Origin of the sequence: Cellulomonas sp. S1-8, assembly GCF_026184235.1 — a bacterium.
GTDB lineage: Bacteria > Actinomycetota > Actinomycetes > Actinomycetales > Cellulomonadaceae > Cellulomonas.
In genome coordinates this window covers 21,676-40,122 of sequence record NZ_CP110806.1, presented here as the reverse complement: position 1 = coordinate 40,122, position 18,447 = coordinate 21,676, and the positions used below count along the sequence as shown (strand labels likewise).

General features: G+C 73.4%; 18 protein-coding genes and 1 tRNA gene. 11 read left to right on the top strand and 8 right to left on the bottom strand.

Annotated features, from left to right (window positions below; all coding sequences use genetic code 11):
- Positions 1-8: 8 nt before the first annotated feature.
- A complete protein-coding gene (locus OKX07_RS00185; RefSeq protein ID WP_265629849.1) occupies positions 9-1,133 on the top strand; it encodes a class I adenylate-forming enzyme family protein in 1,125 nt (374 codons plus the stop codon).
- A gap of 268 nt (positions 1,134-1,401) precedes the next feature.
- Here OKX07_RS00185 and OKX07_RS00180 read toward each other — a convergent pair whose 3' ends face one another.
- Positions 1,402-2,238: a matrixin family metalloprotease gene (locus tag OKX07_RS00180; protein ID WP_265629848.1), complete on the bottom strand. Its 837-nt coding sequence runs from the start codon at positions 2,236-2,238 to the stop codon at positions 1,402-1,404.
- Between the two features lie 391 nt (positions 2,239-2,629).
- Here OKX07_RS00180 and OKX07_RS00175 point away from each other — a divergent pair, with 391 nt between their 5' ends.
- Entirely contained in the window at positions 2,630-2,938 is a 309-nt protein-coding gene (locus tag OKX07_RS00175) for a hypothetical protein (protein WP_265629847.1), read from the top strand.
- Between the two features lie 269 nt (positions 2,939-3,207).
- Here OKX07_RS00175 and OKX07_RS00170 read toward each other — a convergent pair.
- A tRNA-Leu gene (locus tag OKX07_RS00170) sits at positions 3,208-3,290 on the bottom strand.
- A 360-nt stretch (positions 3,291-3,650) separates the two neighbouring features.
- Here OKX07_RS00170 and OKX07_RS00165 point away from each other — a divergent pair.
- The 7 genes from OKX07_RS00165 to pknB are packed head-to-tail and all read left to right on the top strand — an operon-like array spanning position 3,651 to position 12,763.
- Positions 3,651-4,358 carry an FhaA domain-containing protein gene (locus OKX07_RS00165; protein ID WP_265629846.1) on the top strand — a complete coding sequence of 236 codons (708 nt, stop codon included), beginning with the start codon at positions 3,651-3,653 and terminating at the stop codon, positions 4,356-4,358.
- Positions 4,359-4,367: 9 nt separating this feature from the next.
- Positions 4,368-4,871 carry an FHA domain-containing protein gene (locus OKX07_RS00160; protein WP_265629845.1) on the top strand — a complete coding sequence of 168 codons (504 nt, stop codon included), beginning with the start codon at positions 4,368-4,370 and terminating at the stop codon, positions 4,869-4,871.
- Between the two features lie 3 nt (positions 4,872-4,874).
- Positions 4,875-6,353, top strand: coding sequence for a Stp1/IreP family PP2C-type Ser/Thr phosphatase (locus OKX07_RS00155; RefSeq protein ID WP_265629844.1), 1,479 nt, complete (start codon positions 4,875-4,877; stop codon positions 6,351-6,353).
- Positions 6,353-7,942 (top strand): FtsW/RodA/SpoVE family cell cycle protein, encoded by a 1,590-nt coding sequence (locus tag OKX07_RS00150; protein ID WP_265629843.1) that lies wholly within the window; start codon positions 6,353-6,355, stop codon positions 7,940-7,942. Before OKX07_RS00155 ends, OKX07_RS00150 begins: the two co-directional genes overlap by 1 nt.
- Positions 7,939-9,390, top strand: a complete 1,452-nt coding sequence (locus OKX07_RS00145) for a peptidoglycan D,D-transpeptidase FtsI family protein (protein ID WP_265629842.1) — start codon at positions 7,939-7,941, stop codon at positions 9,388-9,390. The genes OKX07_RS00150 and OKX07_RS00145 overlap by 4 nt, the downstream gene beginning before the upstream one ends.
- Positions 9,387-10,742 carry a serine/threonine-protein kinase gene (locus OKX07_RS00140; protein ID WP_265629841.1) on the top strand — a complete coding sequence of 452 codons (1,356 nt, stop codon included), beginning with the start codon at positions 9,387-9,389 and terminating at the stop codon, positions 10,740-10,742. The genes OKX07_RS00145 and OKX07_RS00140 overlap by 4 nt, the downstream gene beginning before the upstream one ends.
- Positions 10,742-12,763 (top strand): Stk1 family PASTA domain-containing Ser/Thr kinase, encoded by a 2,022-nt coding sequence (pknB, locus tag OKX07_RS00135; RefSeq protein WP_265629840.1) that lies wholly within the window; start codon positions 10,742-10,744, stop codon positions 12,761-12,763. Before OKX07_RS00140 ends, pknB begins: the two co-directional genes overlap by 1 nt.
- Positions 12,764-12,837: 74 nt before the next feature.
- Here pknB and OKX07_RS00130 read toward each other — a convergent pair whose 3' ends face one another.
- The 4 genes from OKX07_RS00130 to OKX07_RS00115 are packed head-to-tail and all read right to left on the bottom strand — an operon-like array spanning position 12,838 to position 15,298.
- The gene (locus OKX07_RS00130) at positions 12,838-13,461 is read right to left on the bottom strand and encodes an aminodeoxychorismate/anthranilate synthase component II (protein WP_265629839.1); all 624 of its coding nucleotides are present in this window, start codon (positions 13,459-13,461) and stop codon (positions 12,838-12,840) included.
- Positions 13,461-13,622, bottom strand: a complete 162-nt coding sequence (locus tag OKX07_RS00125; RefSeq protein WP_265631982.1) for a hypothetical protein — start codon at positions 13,620-13,622, stop codon at positions 13,461-13,463. Before OKX07_RS00125 ends, OKX07_RS00130 begins: the two co-directional genes overlap by 1 nt.
- A 54-nt stretch (positions 13,623-13,676) precedes the next feature.
- Entirely contained in the window at positions 13,677-14,444 is a 768-nt protein-coding gene (locus OKX07_RS00120) for a class E sortase (protein WP_265629838.1), read from the bottom strand.
- Positions 14,441-15,298 (bottom strand): DUF881 domain-containing protein, encoded by an 858-nt coding sequence (locus OKX07_RS00115; protein ID WP_265629837.1) that lies wholly within the window; start codon positions 15,296-15,298, stop codon positions 14,441-14,443. The genes OKX07_RS00120 and OKX07_RS00115 overlap by 4 nt, the downstream gene beginning before the upstream one ends.
- A gap of 181 nt (positions 15,299-15,479) precedes the next feature.
- On the opposite strand from OKX07_RS00115, the gene OKX07_RS00110 reads away from it, so the two are divergent.
- Complete coding sequence (locus tag OKX07_RS00110; protein WP_416220807.1) at positions 15,480-15,776, top strand: cell division protein CrgA; 297 nt, start codon at positions 15,480-15,482, stop codon at positions 15,774-15,776.
- Positions 15,777-15,983: 207 nt separating this feature from the next.
- Here OKX07_RS00110 and OKX07_RS00105 read toward each other — a convergent pair whose 3' ends face one another.
- Both OKX07_RS00105 and OKX07_RS00100 read right to left on the bottom strand, forming a co-directional pair.
- Complete coding sequence (locus tag OKX07_RS00105; RefSeq protein ID WP_416220806.1) at positions 15,984-16,694, bottom strand: rhomboid family intramembrane serine protease; 711 nt, start codon at positions 16,692-16,694, stop codon at positions 15,984-15,986.
- Positions 16,695-16,878: 184 nt separating this feature from the next.
- Positions 16,879-17,418: a peptidylprolyl isomerase gene (locus OKX07_RS00100; protein ID WP_265629835.1), complete on the bottom strand. Its 540-nt coding sequence runs from the start codon at positions 17,416-17,418 to the stop codon at positions 16,879-16,881.
- Positions 17,419-17,587: 169 nt separating this feature from the next.
- On the opposite strand from OKX07_RS00100, the gene OKX07_RS00095 reads away from it, so the two are divergent.
- Positions 17,588-18,430 (top strand): hypothetical protein, encoded by an 843-nt coding sequence (locus OKX07_RS00095; RefSeq protein WP_265629834.1) that lies wholly within the window; start codon positions 17,588-17,590, stop codon positions 18,428-18,430.
- Positions 18,431-18,447: the final 17 nt, after the last annotated feature.

The following is an 18,447-nucleotide window of genomic DNA, read 5'->3' as shown; positions in this document are numbered from 1 at the left end:
GGAGAGACGTGGACATCTGCAGCCGGCTCGACGTGCTCGCCGCTCAGCGGCCCGGTGCCGTAACGCTGCGGGTCCTCGGCGACGCGACGGTCGACGACCTCACCCGCGGTGAACTGGCGGACGCGACGCGGGAGGCCGCCCGCTCGGTGGCCGCTGACGGAGACGGCCGGCGCACCGTCGTCATCCTCCCGACGGGCAACGACGGCGACAGCGTGGCGCGTCTGCTCGGCTGCCTGCGGGCAGGCGCGGTCCCGCTGGTCATCCCGCCGCGGCTGCCGCCGGCGGATCTCCTGCCGTCGCTCGCGGCCGAGGTCGGTGCCGACGTCCGCGTCCTGCTGCACCCGCGGCTGGATGTGGCGGCGACCGTCGTCCCGGGGGTGGTCGGTCAGCGCACGACGGCCACGGACCTGCCGGCCTACTACCTGTGCACGAGCGGCACGACGGGCACACCCAAGCTCGCGCCGCAGGGGCGTCACCCGCGCCACTCGTCGCAGCTCGTGCCGAACGCGCTGCTGCGCGCAACCGGGTGGGTCGCGGGGCAGCGGCAGCTGCTGTCGACGCCGTTCTACCACGCCGGTCCGCTGGTCGCCCTGCTCGACGGGCTCATGGACGGCAACCTCATCGTGACGACGCGCACCGGGGACGGCGCGGACGCGGTCGCCGCCGTGCTCGACGAGGGCATCATGTGGTGGCAGACGACGCCCCCGCAGATGGCGGCCGCCCTGGCCGCCGTACCGTCGGTGGGCGCGCTGCGGACGCTGCGGTCGCTGTTCCACGGGGTGTTTCCCTGCGACCACGACCTGAAGCGCGAGTGGATCGCCGGGCTCGGTGCGGACCGGGTGCACGAGTGGTACGGCAGCACCGAGGGGTACGGCTACACGTTCGTGCGCGGAGACGACTGGCTCGCACGTCCCGGCACGGTCGGGCGGGGTCTTCTCACGCGGCTGGAGATCCTCGACCGGGAGGACCGTCGCGTCCCGGTGGGGGCGGTCGGGCGTGTCCACATGCGTCGGCTCGGACTGTCCCCTGGCGGCGCGCGCACCGGGGTGCGGGGGTTCCGTCCGGTGGGTGACCTCGGGCACCTCGACGCCGACGGGTTCCTCTTCCTCCACGGGCGTGACGACGGGCGGTGAGCGCGGGGTCCGCGGTCGGTGCACCACCGACCCCCCTTGTCGCCGTTGGCACGATGCTCCGGGTGCTCAGTTCCCGCGCCCCTTGAGCAGGGGTGATCGGATCGGCGTGACCTCACCCTCGGCCGGCGTCACGAGCCGGCGCCGTCGACGTGCACCCGTCGACGACCGCATGACGGGCCGGGTGTGGCGTGCACCTGGAACGGGCAGTCGTGCAGCGCACTGGTTGCCCGCCGGGTCACGCGGCAATCGCCGCCGGCGTGGACCGTGGTCAGAAGCGTGGGTCGCAGGTCCCCTGACCGAGCAGGGCCAGACCGGTCAGGTCGCCCGCCTGGAACGTGTTCACGCCGGGCATCGCGGACGGGTTCATGATCTGGGTCGGGTCGGCGACGTGGTCCAGACCGACCAGGTGCGCGAGCTCGTGCATCACGATCGTGACGCCCTGCCCGTCGTCAGCCTGGGCGTCCATGACCTGCTCGACGTCCAGCTGGATGCCACCGGTCACGTTGACCAGCAGCTGCCCGTCGATGGACACCGGCGTCGGTCCGCCCACACCGGCGATGTCGCCGGCAAGGCGCATGTTCTGCGCCTCGGTGTCCCACTCGATCAGGACCGGGGCCCAACGGTCGCCGTAGAGCGCCGGTTGGGACAGCGGCCGCATGCTGCGCAGCGGGTCGCTCTCATCAGTGGCGCCGTCATTGACGAAGACCAGCCCGCTCGCTGCTGACACTGCCGAGACCGCGGCCGCGATCATGTCATTGCCGCCAGGTGGTGCGCCGGCCGTACGGGTCACGTAGTGAATCGGGCGGCACGGGTCCCAGGAGACCGGCGTGATGCCGTCGGGTTGGACGTGCAGGAACGCGTACGAGCTCGACACCGGAGCGACGAGCGGCGGGCGCCCGAGGGGAGCGGAGCCCGCCTCGAATCCGGGCGTGGGGAACCCCATCGCTGTGCGGACGTCCTCGGGGATGGTCGTGCCCGTCGGCGTCGCCCCTGGCGCGGCCGGCACAGGGACGTCGATGCCGCCCAGGTCGACGGGCGCACCGACGACCGGCGTGGTGAACGCAACCCCGTACGTGAACCACGCCCCCGTGACGAACAAGGCCACGACGAACAGGACGCGCGTGTTCTCGTGTCCCGCGGACTGCCGGATGCCACCAGCTGGGCGTCGCGACGCGCGAACGCTGCGGCGCTCGACACGCTCAGCGCGGCGACCGTGCCACCCCCGTCTCGATGCCTGGACGGTTGCCGGCGGCCCACACACCATGGGGCCCTGCCGCCACGGGTCAGGGACGTCCGCCTCGCCGGTGCCGGCTTCGTCGACGACCCACGTGGGGACACGACCAGACGGGGACCGGGGCGTGGCGTCGTGCGGGATGTCGTTCACAGGCTGACTCGGGTGCCCTTCAGGTTGGCTTTCGCACTGGTCATCGACCGGCCGAGCTCGCAACTGAAGTCGAGTCGCAGCTCGGCGATCCGGTTGCTGGTCTACGGCGCCGTTGCCCTGGCAGTCCACGCGGTGGGCGCTGTCCTTCAACCGCCGCAGCCTGATCGAAGGGCTCGACGCTCGGCTGCGCTACCAGGTCCGCGACGTCAACCGCGGGTACTTCCGCGTGCCCGGGCTCGTCGCGACCACGCTGCTGATGGCGGTGACGCTCGCGGCGCACAACATCGAGAGACTCCGGGGCTGGCATCTCGCCCGGCACCAACCGGACCCGTGGCAGGTCGAGCTCGGCGAAGAACCGTCGACCGAACCGATGGACCGCCACACCTGGACGAAGGGCCGGCGCCGCCCGTACCGCGGGTAGGCGCCTGACCATCGACGACTGATCGCCCGGCAGCCGGCCGGGACGCATGACCGCACCACCGAGTCGGCATCAGCGTGCCCGCGATCAGGCTCAACAGCGCCGAATCGACCCCAGAAGCCCTGCCGACACCCATCGGCAGGGCTTCTCGAAGTCCGCGAGCGCATCCAGACCGGTCCCGACACCCCCAGAACCACGAAACTCCCGGCCAGAGAACCCTGACCGGGAGTTTCGGTACCACCTGAGCGGTTCCTTCCGGAACCACCCACCTGTGCGCGAGGCGGGATTTGAACCCGCACGCCCTTTCGGACACTGGCACCTGAAGCCAGCGCGTCTGCCGTTCCGCCACTCGCGCGCGCCGGAGAACGTTAGCACGCCGGGACCCCGCTCCCCGAACGGCCCCACACCTGCACCCACATCCACAGGCACCGAGAAGTGGTCACAGAACCGACCACCATCCGGTCCGCTGCGGCGAGATGTGACCACAACCGGCCTCCCACCCGGCCCCTACCCCCTCCTCACCCGCTCCCCGCCCTCTCCCGACCCCCTCCCACCACCCCCGCACCGGTGCGCAACGCGCACGCATCACTCCCATGGGCACCCGTCCAGCCCACGGCACGGATACCATCGGCACGGACCGTCGTCGCACCCGCGTCGCGTGCCGACGACAGGTGGGACGGGCCGCACGGCACGCCCCGGCGGGAGGGAGGTGAACGTGGGGTTCCTCGACAAGTTCGAGAACGGCGTGGAGCGCGTCGTCAACAACGCGTTCGCACGCGCCTTCCGCAGCGAGGTGAAACCCATCGAACTGGCCGACGCCCTCAAGCGCGAGCTCGACGACCGCGCCGCGGTGGTGGGACGCGACCGCACGGTCGTGCCCAACGAGTTCACCATCGAGCTGTCCACGCCCGACTACGACCAGGTCGAGGCGTGGGGTGCCGAGGCGCTGGCGGAGGAGCTCGCGGCCAACGTCACCGAGCACGCGTCCAGCCAGCACTACGCGTTCGTCGGTCCCGTGACGGTCTCCTTCAGCGAGAACACCGAGCAGGAACCGGGCCGGTTCGCGGTGCACAGCGCGACGATGCGCGGTGCCGTGGCGCCGGCGACGAACTCGGCTCCCAGCCCGCGGCACCCCCTGATCGACATCGACGGGCAGCGGTACATCCTCACGGGCCCGGTCACGGTCATCGGCCGCGGCTCGGAGGCCGACATCATCGTCGACGACCCCGGCGTCTCACGCCGTCACCTGGAGATCAAGGTGACGCCCGACGGTGTCGTCGCGAGCGACATGGGCTCCACCAACGGGCTGTTCGTCGAGGGGCACCAGGTGCCCGCCGCGACCCTGCTGGACGGCAACACGCTGACGATCGGTCGCACCCGGATCCTGTTCTGGACCGGTGGCGACGCGGACGTGGACGAGTGATGCCCCCGCATGAGTGAGCTCACGATCACCCTGCTGCGCCTGGGGTACCTGGCGCTGCTGTGGTTCCTCGTCCTGTCGGCGATCACGGTGCTGCGCCGCGACCTGTACGGCACGCGGATCATCGACCGCCGCCGCTCGCCCGGCAAGGCCGCGCCCGCAGCCGAGTCGCCCGTGCCCATCGGCGAGGCCCCGCGCTCACCCCGACGCCCGCGCGGCACGGGTGGCCCCACGCGGCTCGTCGTGACGGAGGGACCGCTGCGCGGCACGACCCTGCCGCTCGGGTCGTCGGCGGTGCTCGTCGGGCGCGCCCCCAGCTGCACGCTCGTCCTCGACGACGACTACTCCTCGTCGCGGCACGCGCGGATCTTCCCGCAGGGTGAGCAGTGGTTCGTCGAGGACCTGGGATCCACCAACGGCACGTTCGTCGGTGAGCAGCGCGTCGAGCAGCCCACGGCCGTCCCCACCGGCACGCCGGTGCGAGTGGGCCAGAGCCTGCTCGAGCTGCAGAGGTAGCGCGTGACGGTCGCCCTCCGCTACGCCGCGCGTTCCGACGTCGGCCTCGTGCGCTCCGACAACCAGGACTCCGCGTACGCCGGTCCCCACCTGCTCGTCGTCGCCGACGGCATGGGCGGGCACGCTGGCGGCGACGTCGCGTCGTCGGTCGCGGTCGCCGCGCTCGCCCCGCTCGACGGGGAGTCGCACGGCCCGGACGACGCGCTCGACGAGCTCGAGACGGCCCTGGACGACGCGCGCTCCGAGATCATCGCGCGCAGCGACGCGCAGCCGGACCTCGCGGGCATGGGCACGACCGTCACGGCGATCCTGCGCGCGGGCAACAAGCTGGCGATGGTGCACCTGGGCGACTCGCGCGGCTACCTGTTCCGCGAGGACACGCTCACGCAGGTCACGACGGACCACACGTTCGTGCAGCACCTGGTCGACACGGGACGCATCACCCCGGAGGAGGCGGAGCACCACCCGCAGCGCTCCGTCGTCATGCGGGTCCTGGGGGACTTCGACACCGACGTGACCGCCGACCTGTCGGTGCGCGAGGCGCGTCCCGGCGACCGCTGGCTGCTGTGCTCCGACGGGCTGTCGGGCTACGTCTCAGCGGAGACGATCGCGGAGACGCTCGCCGACATCGCGGACGTCGACGCGTGCGCGGACCGGCTGGTGCAGCTGGCGCTGCGCGCCGGCGGACCCGACAACGTGACGGTCGTCCTGGCGGACGTCGTCGAGCTGGACGACCTGGCGGACGGGGCGATGCCGTCGACGACGAGCGCGGTCGTCGGCGCCGCGGCCGTGAGCCGCCACCGCCCGTCGGCCGCGGCGGACGGGCCGGCGGCGCGCGCGGCCTGGCTGTCGCGGCGCGCCCGCTCCGGTGCGCCCGCGACCGCGTCCGACGACGAGCCGGCGGACGACGACGACGACACGGACGACGACGAGTCGCGCGCACCGGTGACGACGACCGCGTCGGACGACGCCCCGGACGCCGAGGACGAGCCGCTGGAGCCGTCGCCCCGGCGTCGCGGGCTGGTGGTGACGTGGATCGCCGTCGGGGTGGCCCTGGTCGCGGCGATCGCCGGCGGCTACGGGTGGACGCAGACCCAGTACTTCGTGGGCGCACCGGACGGCACGGTCGCCGTCTACCGCGGCATCCCGCAGCAGCTCGGCCCGCTGAACCTCGCCTCCCTGGTCGAGACGTCCGACGTGCAGGTCGAGGACCTGCCCGGCTACCTGCGCGAACGCGTCGAGCAGACCATCTCCGCCGGCTCCCTGCAGGAGGCGCGGCGCCTGGTCGCCATGCTCGCGGAGGACGTCGAGGACGAGCCCGAGCCCACCCCCTCGGCCACGCCGACGCCGACCGTGTCCGGCACGCCGGACCCGACGCTCCCCCCTCAGTCCACCGTGCCCGTGATCCCCCCGCCCACCGACCCCGCGCCCACCGCCGGCGGGCCGACCTCCGGCCCCGCAGCGGTCACGCTCGCCCTGTGATGGCCGGCGTCCAGCCCCACCGGGTCCGGCCCGGGCGCGGGACCGAGCTCCTGCTGCTCGTGCCCGCCCTCGGCATCGGCATCGCCGGGTACGTGCTCGCCGGGCTCGGTGCGACGGGGTCCGTTCCCCCGCACGTCATCGCGTACGCGGTCGGCACCACGGTGCTGGCGTTGGCGGTGCACCTGGTGCTGCGGATACGCGCCCCGTGGGCGGACCCGGTGATCCTGCCGGTCGTGGTCGCGCTCAACGGCATCGGCCTGGCGATGATCTACCGCATCTCCATCGCGTTCGCGGCGCGCGGCCGTGCCGACGCGGACATCGCCGACCGGCAGCTGGCGTGGACGGCGATCTCGGTGGCCCTGGCCATCACGGTCCTGCTCGTCCTGCGCGACCACCGCACGCTGCGCCGGTACACGTACACGGCGATGGTCGTCGGCCTCGTGCTGATCGTGCTGCCGCTGATCCCGGGCCTGGGGCAGACGATCAACGGTGCCCGGATCTGGGTGCGCGTCGGGCCGGTCGGCATGCAGCCCGCGGAGTTCGCGAAGATCGCGCTGGCCGTGTTCTTCGCCGGCTACCTGGTGACGCACCGCGACACCCTCGCGCTGGCCGGCAAGCGGCTGCTGGGCATGCAGCTGCCCCGCCCACGCGACCTGGGGCCGATCATCGTCGTGTGGGCGGCCTCGCTCGCCGTCCTCGTGCTGCAGCGCGACCTGGGCACGTCGCTGCTGTTCTTCGGGCTGTTCGTCGCGACGCTCTACCTGGCGACCGAGCGCACGTCGTGGATCGTCATCGGCCTGCTGCTGTTCGTCGTCGGGGCGGCGGCCGCCGCGGCGACGTTCGGGCACGTCGGCGCGCGGTTCGACGTGTGGCTGCACGCGCTGGACGACGACATCTTCCGCCGCGAGATCGGCGGGTCGGGGCAGCTCGTGTACGGGCTGTTCGGCATGGCCAGCGGCGGCCTGTTCGGCACCGGCCTGGGCCAGGGCCGGCCCGAGCTCGTGCCGTTCTCGTACTCCGACTTCATCGTCGCGGCCCTCGGTGAGGAGCTGGGCCTGACGGGCCTGCTCGCGATCCTGCTGCTCTACACGGTCCTCGTGCAGCGCGGCCTGCGGACCGCGATCGGCGTCCGCGACGGCTTCGGCAAGCTCCTCGCGGGCGGCCTGTCCTTCGTCATCGCGTTCCAGCTGTTCGTCGTCGTCGGTGGCGTCACGCGCCTCATCCCCCTGACGGGCCTGACGACGCCCTTCCTGGCGTACGGCGGGTCGTCCCTGGTGGCCAACTGGGTCATCGCAGCGCTGCTGCTGCGCGTGTCCGACGAGGCACGCCGGCCCGTCCCCGCCGTGCGGGCGGTCGCGACGCCGGACATCGGCATCCCCATGTCCTCACCGGAGCGCAGCCGGCCCGTCGGCGGGGGACGCAGCACGGGCAGCGGGCGCACCGGCACGCCCGTCGCCGGGACCCCGGTGGTGGGCGGCGCCCCGCCGGTGCGGACGTCGACGGCCACCCGCGCCGCCGACGGACCCGCGCCCGACGACAGCCCGACCCAGCACCTGAGCGACGACCAGCGGGGAGGTGAGCAACGATGAACACCCCGCTGCGTCGCCTCGCCACCATCACGCTCGTCATGTTCGTCGCGCTCATGGCCTCGGCCACCTGGGTGCAGTTCTTCCAGGCGGAGTCCCTCAACACCGACCCGCGCAACGTCCGCACGCTCTACCGCGAGCACGGCAACGCGCGCGGCCCGATCGTCGCGGGCGGCGAGGCCGTGGCGTCGTCCGTCCCGGTCGACGACCCGTTCGGCTACCAGCGCACGTACTCGAACGGCGAGCTGTACTCCGCCGTGACGGGCTTCTACTCGATCGCCAACGGCCGCAGCCAGCTCGAGGAGCACGCGAACGACCAGCTCACCGGCCGGTCCGACCAGCTGTTCTTCTCCCGCATCCGCGACCTGCTGACGGGCCGACGCCCCGAGGGCGCCGCGGTCGAGACGACGATCCTGCCCGCGGCGCAGCAGGCCGCGCGCGACGGCCTCGGCGACCAGCACGGTGCGGTCGTCGCGATCGAGCCGTCGACGGGCCGGATCCTCGCGCTCGTCTCCACGCCGGGCTTCGACCCCAACGTGCTGGCCGTGCACTCCACGAGCGACGCCGCCGCGCAGTACCGCGCGCTCGAGGCCGTCGAGGGCAACCCGCTGCGCTCCAACGCGACGCAGGAGCGCTACGCGCCCGGCTCGACGTTCAAGCTCGTGACCGCCGCCGCTGCGCTCGAGTCGGGTGCGTACACCGCCGAGACGCTGGTGCCGTCGCCGACCGAGCTCACGCTGCCGCAGACGTCCGCGACCATCGGCAACTTCGGCGGCAGCAGCTGCGGCGGCGAGCAGTCGACCCTGGCGGACGCGATGCGCATCTCCTGCAACACCGCGTTCGCGAGCCTCGGCATGACGCTCGGCGAGGACGCGCTGCGCGAGCAGTCCGAGCGGTTCGGGTTCCTCGACCCGTCGCTGACGGTGCCCATGCCCGTCGTCGAGTCGGTCTTCCCCACCGGACTGGACGCCGCACAGCTCGCTCAGTCGGCGATCGGGCAGCGGGACGTGCAGGCCACGCCGCTGCAGATGGCGATGGTCGCCTCGGCGATCGCCAACGGCGGACGCCTCATGACGCCGTACCTCGTCGAGACGGTCCGCGCCGCGGACCTGACGGTCGTCTCCCAGACGGAGCCCGCGCTGCTCTCCGACGCCGTGTCGGCGTCCACCGCGAGCGCCCTGACCCAGATGATGGTGGGTGTGGTCGAGTCCGGCACGGCACGTTCCGCCCGCATCGACGGTGTGCAGGTCGCGGGCAAGACGGGCACGGCGCAGACCGTCGAGGGTGAGCCCCCGCACGCGTGGTTCACGGCGTTCGCGCCGGCCGAGGCACCCCGCGTCGCGGTCGCGGTCATCGTCGAGAACGGCGGCAGCCTCGGCAACGAGGCCACCGGCGGTGCGGTCGCCGCACCGATCGCCCGCGCCGTCATCGAGGCGGTGCTCGGCTCATGAGGTCCGCACCGGGTGTCGCGCTGGGCGGTGGCCGCTACCGGCTGCTGCGCCGGATCGCCGTCGGCGGCATGGGCGAGGTGTGGGAGGCGAACGACGACGCCCTCGCGCGGGCCGTCGCCGTGAAGGTCCTGCGCGAGGAGTTCGCCGGGGACGCGGGGTTCCTCGAGCGGTTCCGCACGGAGGCGCGCAACTCCGCCGCGCTGCACCACCCGCACATCGCGGCGCTGTTCGACTACGGCGAGCAGGACGGCTCGGCGTACCTCGTCATGGAGCTCGTCGTCGGCGAGCCCCTGTCCGACCTGCTCGAGCGCGAGCCGGTCCTGCCGGCCCGCCGGCTGCTGCCGATCCTCGCGCAGACGGCCCGCGGCCTGCACGCCGCGCACCTCGCGGGCGTCGTGCACCGCGACGTCAAGCCGGGCAACATCCTGCTGGCGCGCTCCGGCAAGGTGAAGATCACCGACTTCGGCGTCTCCCTGGCCGCCGACCAGAAGACGATGACCGCCACGGGCATGGTCATGGGCACGGCCCAGTACCTGTCCCCCGAGCAGGCCGTGGGACGTCCCGCGACGCCGCTGTCGGACCTGTACTCCCTCGGGGTCGTCGCGTACGAGGCGCTGGCGGGCCGCCGGCCGTTCACGGGGCCGACGGCCGTCGACATCGCGGTCGCCCACGTCAACGACCCGGTGCCACCGCTGTCGGCCGCCGTCGAGAAGAAGCTCGCGGCGCTCGTGCTGCGGCTGCTGTCGAAGGAGCCGGCGGAGCGGCCCGCGTCGGGCGAGGAGCTCGCGGGCCTGCTGGACAAGCTCATGCCGCAGACGCCGCCGTCGGGCGTCGCCGTCCTGGTCAGCAAGCCGTCGCGCGCGCGGGACAGCCGCCGCGCGACCGAGCCCGCGCCCGGTGACCGGCAGCGCACGGCCCCCGGCACGGCCCCCGGCACGGCCACGGCCGACGACGCGCCGCCGTCGTACCCGCCGTCGCGCCGCGAGCGGCCCGGCCGTGCGGCGGCCGCCCCTGACGAGGGGACGCGACGCGCCCGGCACGGCTCGACCCCGGACCGGTCCCTCGACGGGGCGCTCGCGAGCGCGGTCGCCTGGGTGCGCCGGCTGCGGCTGCCCCTGGTCGTCCTGGTCCTCGTGCTCGTCGCGCTGCTCGGCGCCGCGTTCGCGGACCGGCTGCTGGGCGCGGGAGCCCCGCAGACAGGCGGTGCCACGGTGTCCGCCGAGTACCCTCGTGGCGGCCCACCGGGTGGGATGATCACCGCAGAACCGACCCGGGACGGCGCGTCCGATCCCGCAGGCGGGGCACGTGCACGCACCGATGACCCGCGACCGACGGAAGCGAAGGACCACTAGTGGTGGACGACGGATCCCGGATCCTGGCCGGCAGGTACGAGGTCGGCGAGCTCATCGGGCGTGGCGGCATGGCCGAGGTGCACATCGGGCACGACACGCGCCTGGGGCGAACCGTCGCCATCAAGATCCTGCGCTCCGACCTGGCGCGCGACCCGTCGTTCCAGGCCCGCTTCCGCCGCGAGGCGCAGTCGGCCGCCGCGTTGAACCACCCCGCGATCGTCGCCGTCTACGACACCGGTGAGGACACCTTCACCGAGCCGTCCGGCAACGTCGCGCACGTCCCGTTCATCGTCATGGAGTACGTCGAGGGCCACACCGTGCGGGACATCCTGCGCGACGGGCACGCCGTCCCCATCGACGAGGCCGTCGAGATCACCGCGGGCGTGCTCTCCGCGCTCGAGTACTCCCACCACGCGGGCATCGTGCACCGCGACATCAAGCCCGCGAACGTCATGATCACGCCGACGGGCGCGGTCAAGGTCATGGACTTCGGCATCGCGCGCGCCATCGCGGACTCCGCCGCGACGATGACGCAGACGCAGGCCGTCATCGGCACCGCCCAGTACCTGTCGCCGGAGCAGGCGCGCGGCGAGCAGGTCGACGCCCGGTCCGACCTGTACTCCACCGGCTGCCTGCTGTTCGAGCTGCTCACGGGCCGTCCGCCGTTCGTCGGGGACTCCCCCGTGGCGGTCGCCTACCAGCACGTCCGCGAGATCCCGCCGGTGCCGAGCACCATCGCGTCCGACGTCCCCGACGCGCTGGACCGCATCACGCTCAAGGCGCTGGCCAAGGAGCGCGACGCCCGCTACTCCTCGTCCGCGGAGTTCCGCGCCGACCTCGAGGCCGTGCTGCGCGGCGGGCACGTCGACGCGCCCGCCGTCGGCGCGGCGCTCGCTGCGGTCCCCGCGGGCGACGCGACCCAGGTCATGGCGCCCGCCGTGGCGACGACGCAGGCGATGCCGCCCGCGACGGCGCCGTGGGGCGCGACGGGCCTGGCGACGACGACGACCACCCAGCAGGGCGACGAGGACGACGAGAACAAGCGCCCGTGGCTCGTGTGGGTGCTCGCGGCCGTGGCCCTGCTCGCCGTCGGTGGCATCATCTGGGCGATCATGGCGAGCTCCGCACCGCCGCCCGAGACCACGGTGGAGGTCCCGGCGGTGACGGGCCTGTCGCTGGAGGCCGCCCAGGCGGCGCTCAGCGAGGCGGACCTGCTGTCCAAGCCCGCGCAGGAGCCCAGCGACGAGGTCGCCGCCGGGCTCGCGACGCGCACCGACCCCGCCGAGGGCGAGTCGGTCGAGAAGGAGACCGAGGTCCTGCTCTACATCTCGACCGGACCGTCCGAGGTCACCGTCCCTGACGTCACGGGGAAGACCGAGGCCGAGGCGGTCGCCGCGCTCGAGGCTGCGGGGCTCGTCGTGGCTCCCGCGCGCCAGCGCGAGGACAGCCCGACCGTGCCGAAGGACCGGGTCACCAAGACGGAGCCGGCCGCGAACGCCGCCGCCTCGTCGGGAGCGACCGTCACGCTGTTCGTGTCGTCGGGCAACGTCGTCGTCCCCAACGTCACCGGCCAGAACGTCGAGGTCGCGACGCAGGCGCTGGCCGACCTGGGCCTGCGCGTCAACACCAGCGAGGTCGAGTCGACCGAGCCGGAGGGCAACGTCATCTCCCAGGACCGCGCGGAGGGCGACATCGTCCCCCAGGGCACGGTCGTCAACCTCGGCATCGCCGCGCCGCCCAGCACCGCGGTCGTGCCGAACAACCTGCGCGGCATGACGTACGAGCAGGCCGTGGCGGCGCTGACGGCCGTCGGGCTGACGAACGTCAGCAGGGACGACCTCGACCCCGGTGAGTCCGACGACCCGGTCGGCACGGTCGTGTCGTCCAACCCGAGCGGCGGCACCGAGATCGCCAAGGGGCAGCAGGTCCAGCTGCGGGTGTCGGGCGGGCCGCGAGGGAACGGCGGGGGCGGGGGCAGCACGCCGACACCGTCGTCTCTGCTGCCGGGTAGCGGCGGCTAGCAGCACGCACGACGAACGCCCCCGGCCTGTTGGCCGGGGGCGTTCGTGGTGAGCCTGCCGTCAGCGCGCGAGGCTCAGAGCCGCACGAGCGGGTGCAGCCCCACGGACCGCTCGATCGCGTCGGCCGCGCCGCAGACCCGCAGCCAGTTGGCGAGCAGCCGGTGCCCGCCCTCGGTGAGCACGGACTCGGGGTGGAACTGCACGCCGTGCAGCGGCAGCTCGCGGTGCTGCAGGCCCATGACGATGCCGTGCGCGCGGGCCGTGACGACCAGCTCGTCGGAGAACGTGCCGTCGACGACCGCGAGCGAGTGGTAGCGCGTCGCGGTGAACGGCTCCGGCAGGCCGGCCAGGACACCCTGCCCGTCGTGCTCGACCTGGCTCGTCTTGCCGTGCATGAGCTCGGGCGCGTGCGTGACGACGCCACCGAAGACCTCGCCGAGCGCCTGGTGGCCCAAGCAGACGCCGAGCATCGGCGTGCCCGCCGCGGCGCAGTCCCGGATCACCTGGATGCTCGCGCCCGCGTCGACGGGTGCGCCCGGCCCGGGGGAGATGAGGACGCCGTCGTACCCGGCGCGCTCGTCGGCGGGCGGCACGGCGTCGTTGCGGACGACCTCCGTCTTCGCGCCCAGCTGGTCGAGGTAGCCGACGATCGTGTAGACGAACGAGTCGTAGTTGTCGACGACGAGGATCCGCGTCATCACTCCCCCACCGTGGTCTCGTTGAAGGGCATGAACGGCGCGATCGCCGGGTACACCCACAGGAAGCACGCCACGAGCACCGCCGCGGCGAGCACGGCCGCGAGCAGCAGGCGCACGGGCGTCGGGCCCGGCAGGTGCCGCCACAACCATCCGTACATCATGTGCCTCCCGTCGTCGTCCGCCCAGCCCGGTCCCGCCTGCCGGTCACCCGGCCGTCATCCCAGCAGCTCGGCGGGGGTGCCGTCGGCCACGGGCGCCCAGTAGTCGAGCACGCCGTGGACGACGTACCGCTCGCGCGCCGAGAACATGGGGTGGCAGGTCGTCAGGGTGATGAACCGCTCGGTCGGCGTGGCGTCCGGCTGGTTGGGCACGGGCGCGATCACGCGGACCTCGGCGGGCATGACGACCTCCGTCGCCGTCACCTTGTAGACGTACCAGGTGTCCGTGGTCCGCACGACCATCGCGTCGCCGACCTGCAGCTCCTCGATGCGGTTGAACGGCTTGCCGAACGTCACGCGGTGGCCGGCGAGCGCGAAGTTGCCGACGCCGCCCGGCATCGCGGTGCCCTCGTAGTGGCCGATGCCGAGCACGTCGAGCACCGTGGGACGGTCCGTGCCCTGCGAGATCGGGCGCTCCTGCTCCCCGACCCACCGCGGCACCTGCAGCGTCGCGAACGTCGTCGCGTGGGCCGGCTCGTCCATCACGGGCGGCTCGTCGCGCCGCGGCTCGGCGATCCCGTCGTCGGCCGCCGTGACGACGGGCTGCTCGAAGTCGAGCTCGCGCACGATCTCCGCCTGCACGGCGTTGCCCTCGACGTCCGTCCACCACAGCTGCCACACGAGGAACCCGAGCAGCAGGACGCCGATGGTGATGAGCAGCTCGCCGAGCACCCCGACGGCGCCGTACACGAACGTCGCGGCGGTCCGGGGCCGTGGCGTGCGGGCGTGCGCGGGCGGCCGCACCGCGGCGGGCGCGGCGTTCACAGCTCGGCCTCCGCCGCGTCGCCGGCGAGGGCGTCGCCGGCGAGGGCGTCGTCGCCGGTCGTCGTCGCGGCCGGGAGGCCGGGCAGCACCTCGACGTCGTCGGGCACGTGCGCCCAGGTGAGCTCGGTGGCGCCGGAGTAGGCGGGCAGCGCCAGGTCCGTGCGGTCCTCGACGTGCCAGCCCAGCCCGAGCTCGCCCGCGTCGCGGATGTAGCTGCTCACGGCCAGGTCGTCGTCGAGGGCGGCGCGCAGCAGGTCGGGGTCGCCCACCGCCGTGATGACGAACGGCGGGGAGTACATGCGTCCGTGCAGGCGCAGCACGTTGCCCTGGCACTGCACCCCGGTGGTCGACACGACGCGCTGGTCCATCAGGCCCATCGCCTCGGCGCCGCCGGCCCACAGCGCGTTCATCACCGACTGGATGTCCTGCTGGTGCACGACGAGCATGTCGGGGTTGACGTCCTCGCGACGCGAGTCGACGGGGGCGTCGTCGAGCCGGACGACCAGGCCCCGGCCGGCGACGGGGACCGATCCCCCGGCGACGAGGGCGCCCGCGCCCGCGGTGACGACCGGCAGGCCGGCGAGGGCGTTCTGCTCGGCGGCGAGCGTCTCGACCTGCGAGCGCAGGGCGTCCACCTCGAGGGACAGCCGCTCGACAGTGGCGGCCTTCTGCTCGGTGAGCTCGCGCAGGTCCTGCGGGTGACGGGCCTCGCCCGCGCTGGTGCTGCGCGCGTTGACGGTGAACAGCAGACCGGACAGCCCCAGGACCAGGCCGACCGCGACGGCTCCGCGACCCAGGCCGCGGCGACGCGGCCGCGTGGGGCGGGTGTCCGCCCGGTTCCCGTCGTGCGTCACCTCTGCTCCCTCCGCTGCGTCGTCCGCCGCGCCCCGTGCCGGCCCTCGCGGGCTTCCCGCACGGCACGCGGGACGACGGCACTACGCTAGGTCACGTTCGGCAGCATGCCGACACCGGTGTGCAGGTCGACGACACGGGGCACCCGGACGGCCCACCGTCCTGGTCCTCGCGGTGGCGTCGATGCCCCGCCTGCTCACCGCACCGTCGCAGACAGGAGCCACGCCCGTGCCCGAGTCGAAGTCGCGCAAGAAGGCGACGTACACCCCGCCGCCCGCGAAGGCCACCCCGCTGCCGCCGCTGCCCCGCTGGTTCCTGCCCCTGTCCCTGGGGCTGATGATCCTCGGGCTGGTCTGGCTCGTCGTCACCTACCTGTCCCCGGGCGCCGGCTACCCCGTCCCCGGCCTCGGTCAGTGGAACCTGGCGATCGGCTTCGCGATCATCATCGTGGGCTTCGGCATGCTCACCCGCTGGCGCTGATCGGACCTCGTCGGCGCGGTCGTCGTCGGCCGGTGGGGCAGGGCGCGTCGCTCTGCCCACAGTCTCGTCCACAGGCGGTCCTACGGGCCGTCCACAGGCAGTGCACAGACCTGTGGAGAACTACACCGGTGTAGTTCGCCCCCCGGGCAGCGGCCCGGGCGGACGTCGCCCCAGGCCGGTCACAGAACGCCCCTCGCACCAGGCCCGTCACACCAGGCCGTACGACGCGTACATCCCCCACGTCGTGGCACCGAGCAGGACGAGCAGCGCCAGCGGCGCGGCCCACCCCACGAGCGCACGACGTTCCCGGGGCGCGTACGCGTAGGCGGCGCCGAGGGCCGCGCCGACGACGAGGCCACCGAGGTGCGCCTGCCACGCGATGCCCGGCAGGACGAAGCCCAGGACGCCGTTGAGGACGAGGATCCCGATGATGGGGCCGGCGTCACGGCCGAGGCGCCGCAGCACCACGAGCACCGCACCGAACATCCCGAACACCGCGCCCGACGCGCCGACCATCGCCGTGGTCCACGTGTCCGTCGCCGGGGCGAGCAGCACGGCCCCGACCGACCCGCCCAGTGCGCTGACCAGGTAGAGCGTCGCGAACCGCGCGCGGCCGAGCGTCGACTCGAGGTACGGCCCGACCATGTACAGGGCGATCATGTTGAACAGGATGTGGAAGATCTGCCCCGGGGAGTGCAGGAACGCGGCCGTAAGGAAGCGCCACGGCTCGAAGGCGCCGGCCACCGGGCTGAACGCCCACTGCGAGGTCCAGCCCGTCACGGTCAGCTGCAGCACGTAGGACACGGCGCACAGCGCGATGAGCGTCAGGGTGACGACGGGACGCCCCCCGCGCACGCGCCCGCCGAAGACGGTGCGACCTTCCGGCGCGGTCCGCGCCGCCTCCGCGACGCAGTCCACGCAGTGCACGCCCACCGGCGCGGGCCGCTGGCAGTCCGGGCACGCGGGGCGCCCGCACCGCTGGCACCGGACGTACGCCACGCGGTCCGGGTGACGGGGGCAGACCGGGGGCTGCGACCCGTCGTCGCCGGGTGCCGCGGGCGGCCCCGCGAGGGGGCCGCCCGGGACGGAGGAGCCGCTGATGTCAGCCCTCCACGTCGATCGACGTGATGGTCACGTCCTGCACGGGGCGGTCGCCCGGACGGGTCGGCAGCGCAGCGATCGCGTCGACCACCTTCCGGCTGGCGTCGTCGGCGACCTTGCCGAAGATCGTGTGCTTGCCGTTGAGCCACGTGGTCGCGGCGACCGAGATGAAGAACTGCGAGCCGTTGGTCCCGCCGACCTTGCCGGTCACGGGGTTGAGCTGCTTGCCGGCGTTCGCCATCGCGAGCAGGTAGGGCTCGGAGAACGTCAGCTCGGGGTGGATCTCGTCGTCGAACTGGTAGCCCGGGCCGCCACGGCCGTTGCCGAGCGGGTCCCCGCCCTGGATCATGAAGTCGGGGATGACGCGGTGGAACACCACGCCGGAGTACAGGGGGTCGGTCCGGGGCGCACCCGTCGAGGGGTCCGTCCACTCGATCGAACCCTGCGCGAGGCCGACGAAGTTGTCGACGGTGCGCGGTGCGTGGTTCTCGTACAGCTCGACCCGGATGTCACCGGCGGACGTGTGGATGGTCGCGAACATGGCACCAGTCTGGCACCCGTCGCCGACGTCGCACCCGGTCGCACCGTGCACTTCGCCGCTGGCGAACCACCGGCGTGCATCAGGCACGAGTGGCCCGGCAGTGGCAGAGTGTGAGGTCACAGCGTCGCCGACCAGTCGAGAGCAGTCCGAGACAGCGCGGGAGTGGCACATGACCCATCGTCCGAAGATCGACGTGGACACCGAACGCCTCAAGGGGCAGGCGGCCGACCTGGGAGCATCGCTCGCCGACGGCGCCAAGGACGCGGCGGCGAAGGCCTCCGACGCGGCCGGGCACGCCAAGGAGTGGACGACGCCCAAGGTGGAGGCGTTCATCGACTGGCTCCTGCCCCGCGCGGAGCACCTGTACAAGGAGAGCGTCAAGACCGCGGCGCCCCAGGTCGAGAAGGCCGCCAGGAAGGCGACGCCGGCGATCGACACGGCGCACGACAAGCTCGTCGACGACCTGATCCCGGCGCTGGTCGCCGCGCTCAACGCAGCCGCGGTCAAGGCCGGCGCGCAGGTCGAGCACGCGGCCGACGTCGCGGCCGGGAAGGCCGGCAAGCACTCGAAGAAGGTCGCGAAGGCGGCGCGCAAGGCCGCCAAGGAGGCCGCCAAGGCCGATCGCTCGCACTCGGGCGCCAAGGTGTTCTGGGTCGTCGCCGGTCTCGCGGGTGCGGGCGCGGCGGTCTTCGCCTGGCTCCGCTCGCGCTCGACCACCGACCCCTGGGCCGAGCCGTGGGAGCCCGCGGACTCGCTCGGCGGGGAGTCGCTCAAGGCACGCGCGCAGACCGCCGTCGGCGACGCAGCGGACGCGGTCGGCGAGGCTGCCGGCGCGGCCGTCGCGAAGGGTCGCGAGGCAGCGGACAAGGCCGCCGAGGCCGTCGCGCACGCGAGCGAGGAGATCGGCGACAAGGCCAAGGAGGCCAAGGAGGCCGCGCAGGAGACCGCGCGCAAGGCCACCCGCCGCTCGGCGCCGAAGACCCCGGACGAGGGCGAGACCCCCGCGATCTGATCGCTGCACCACCCGAA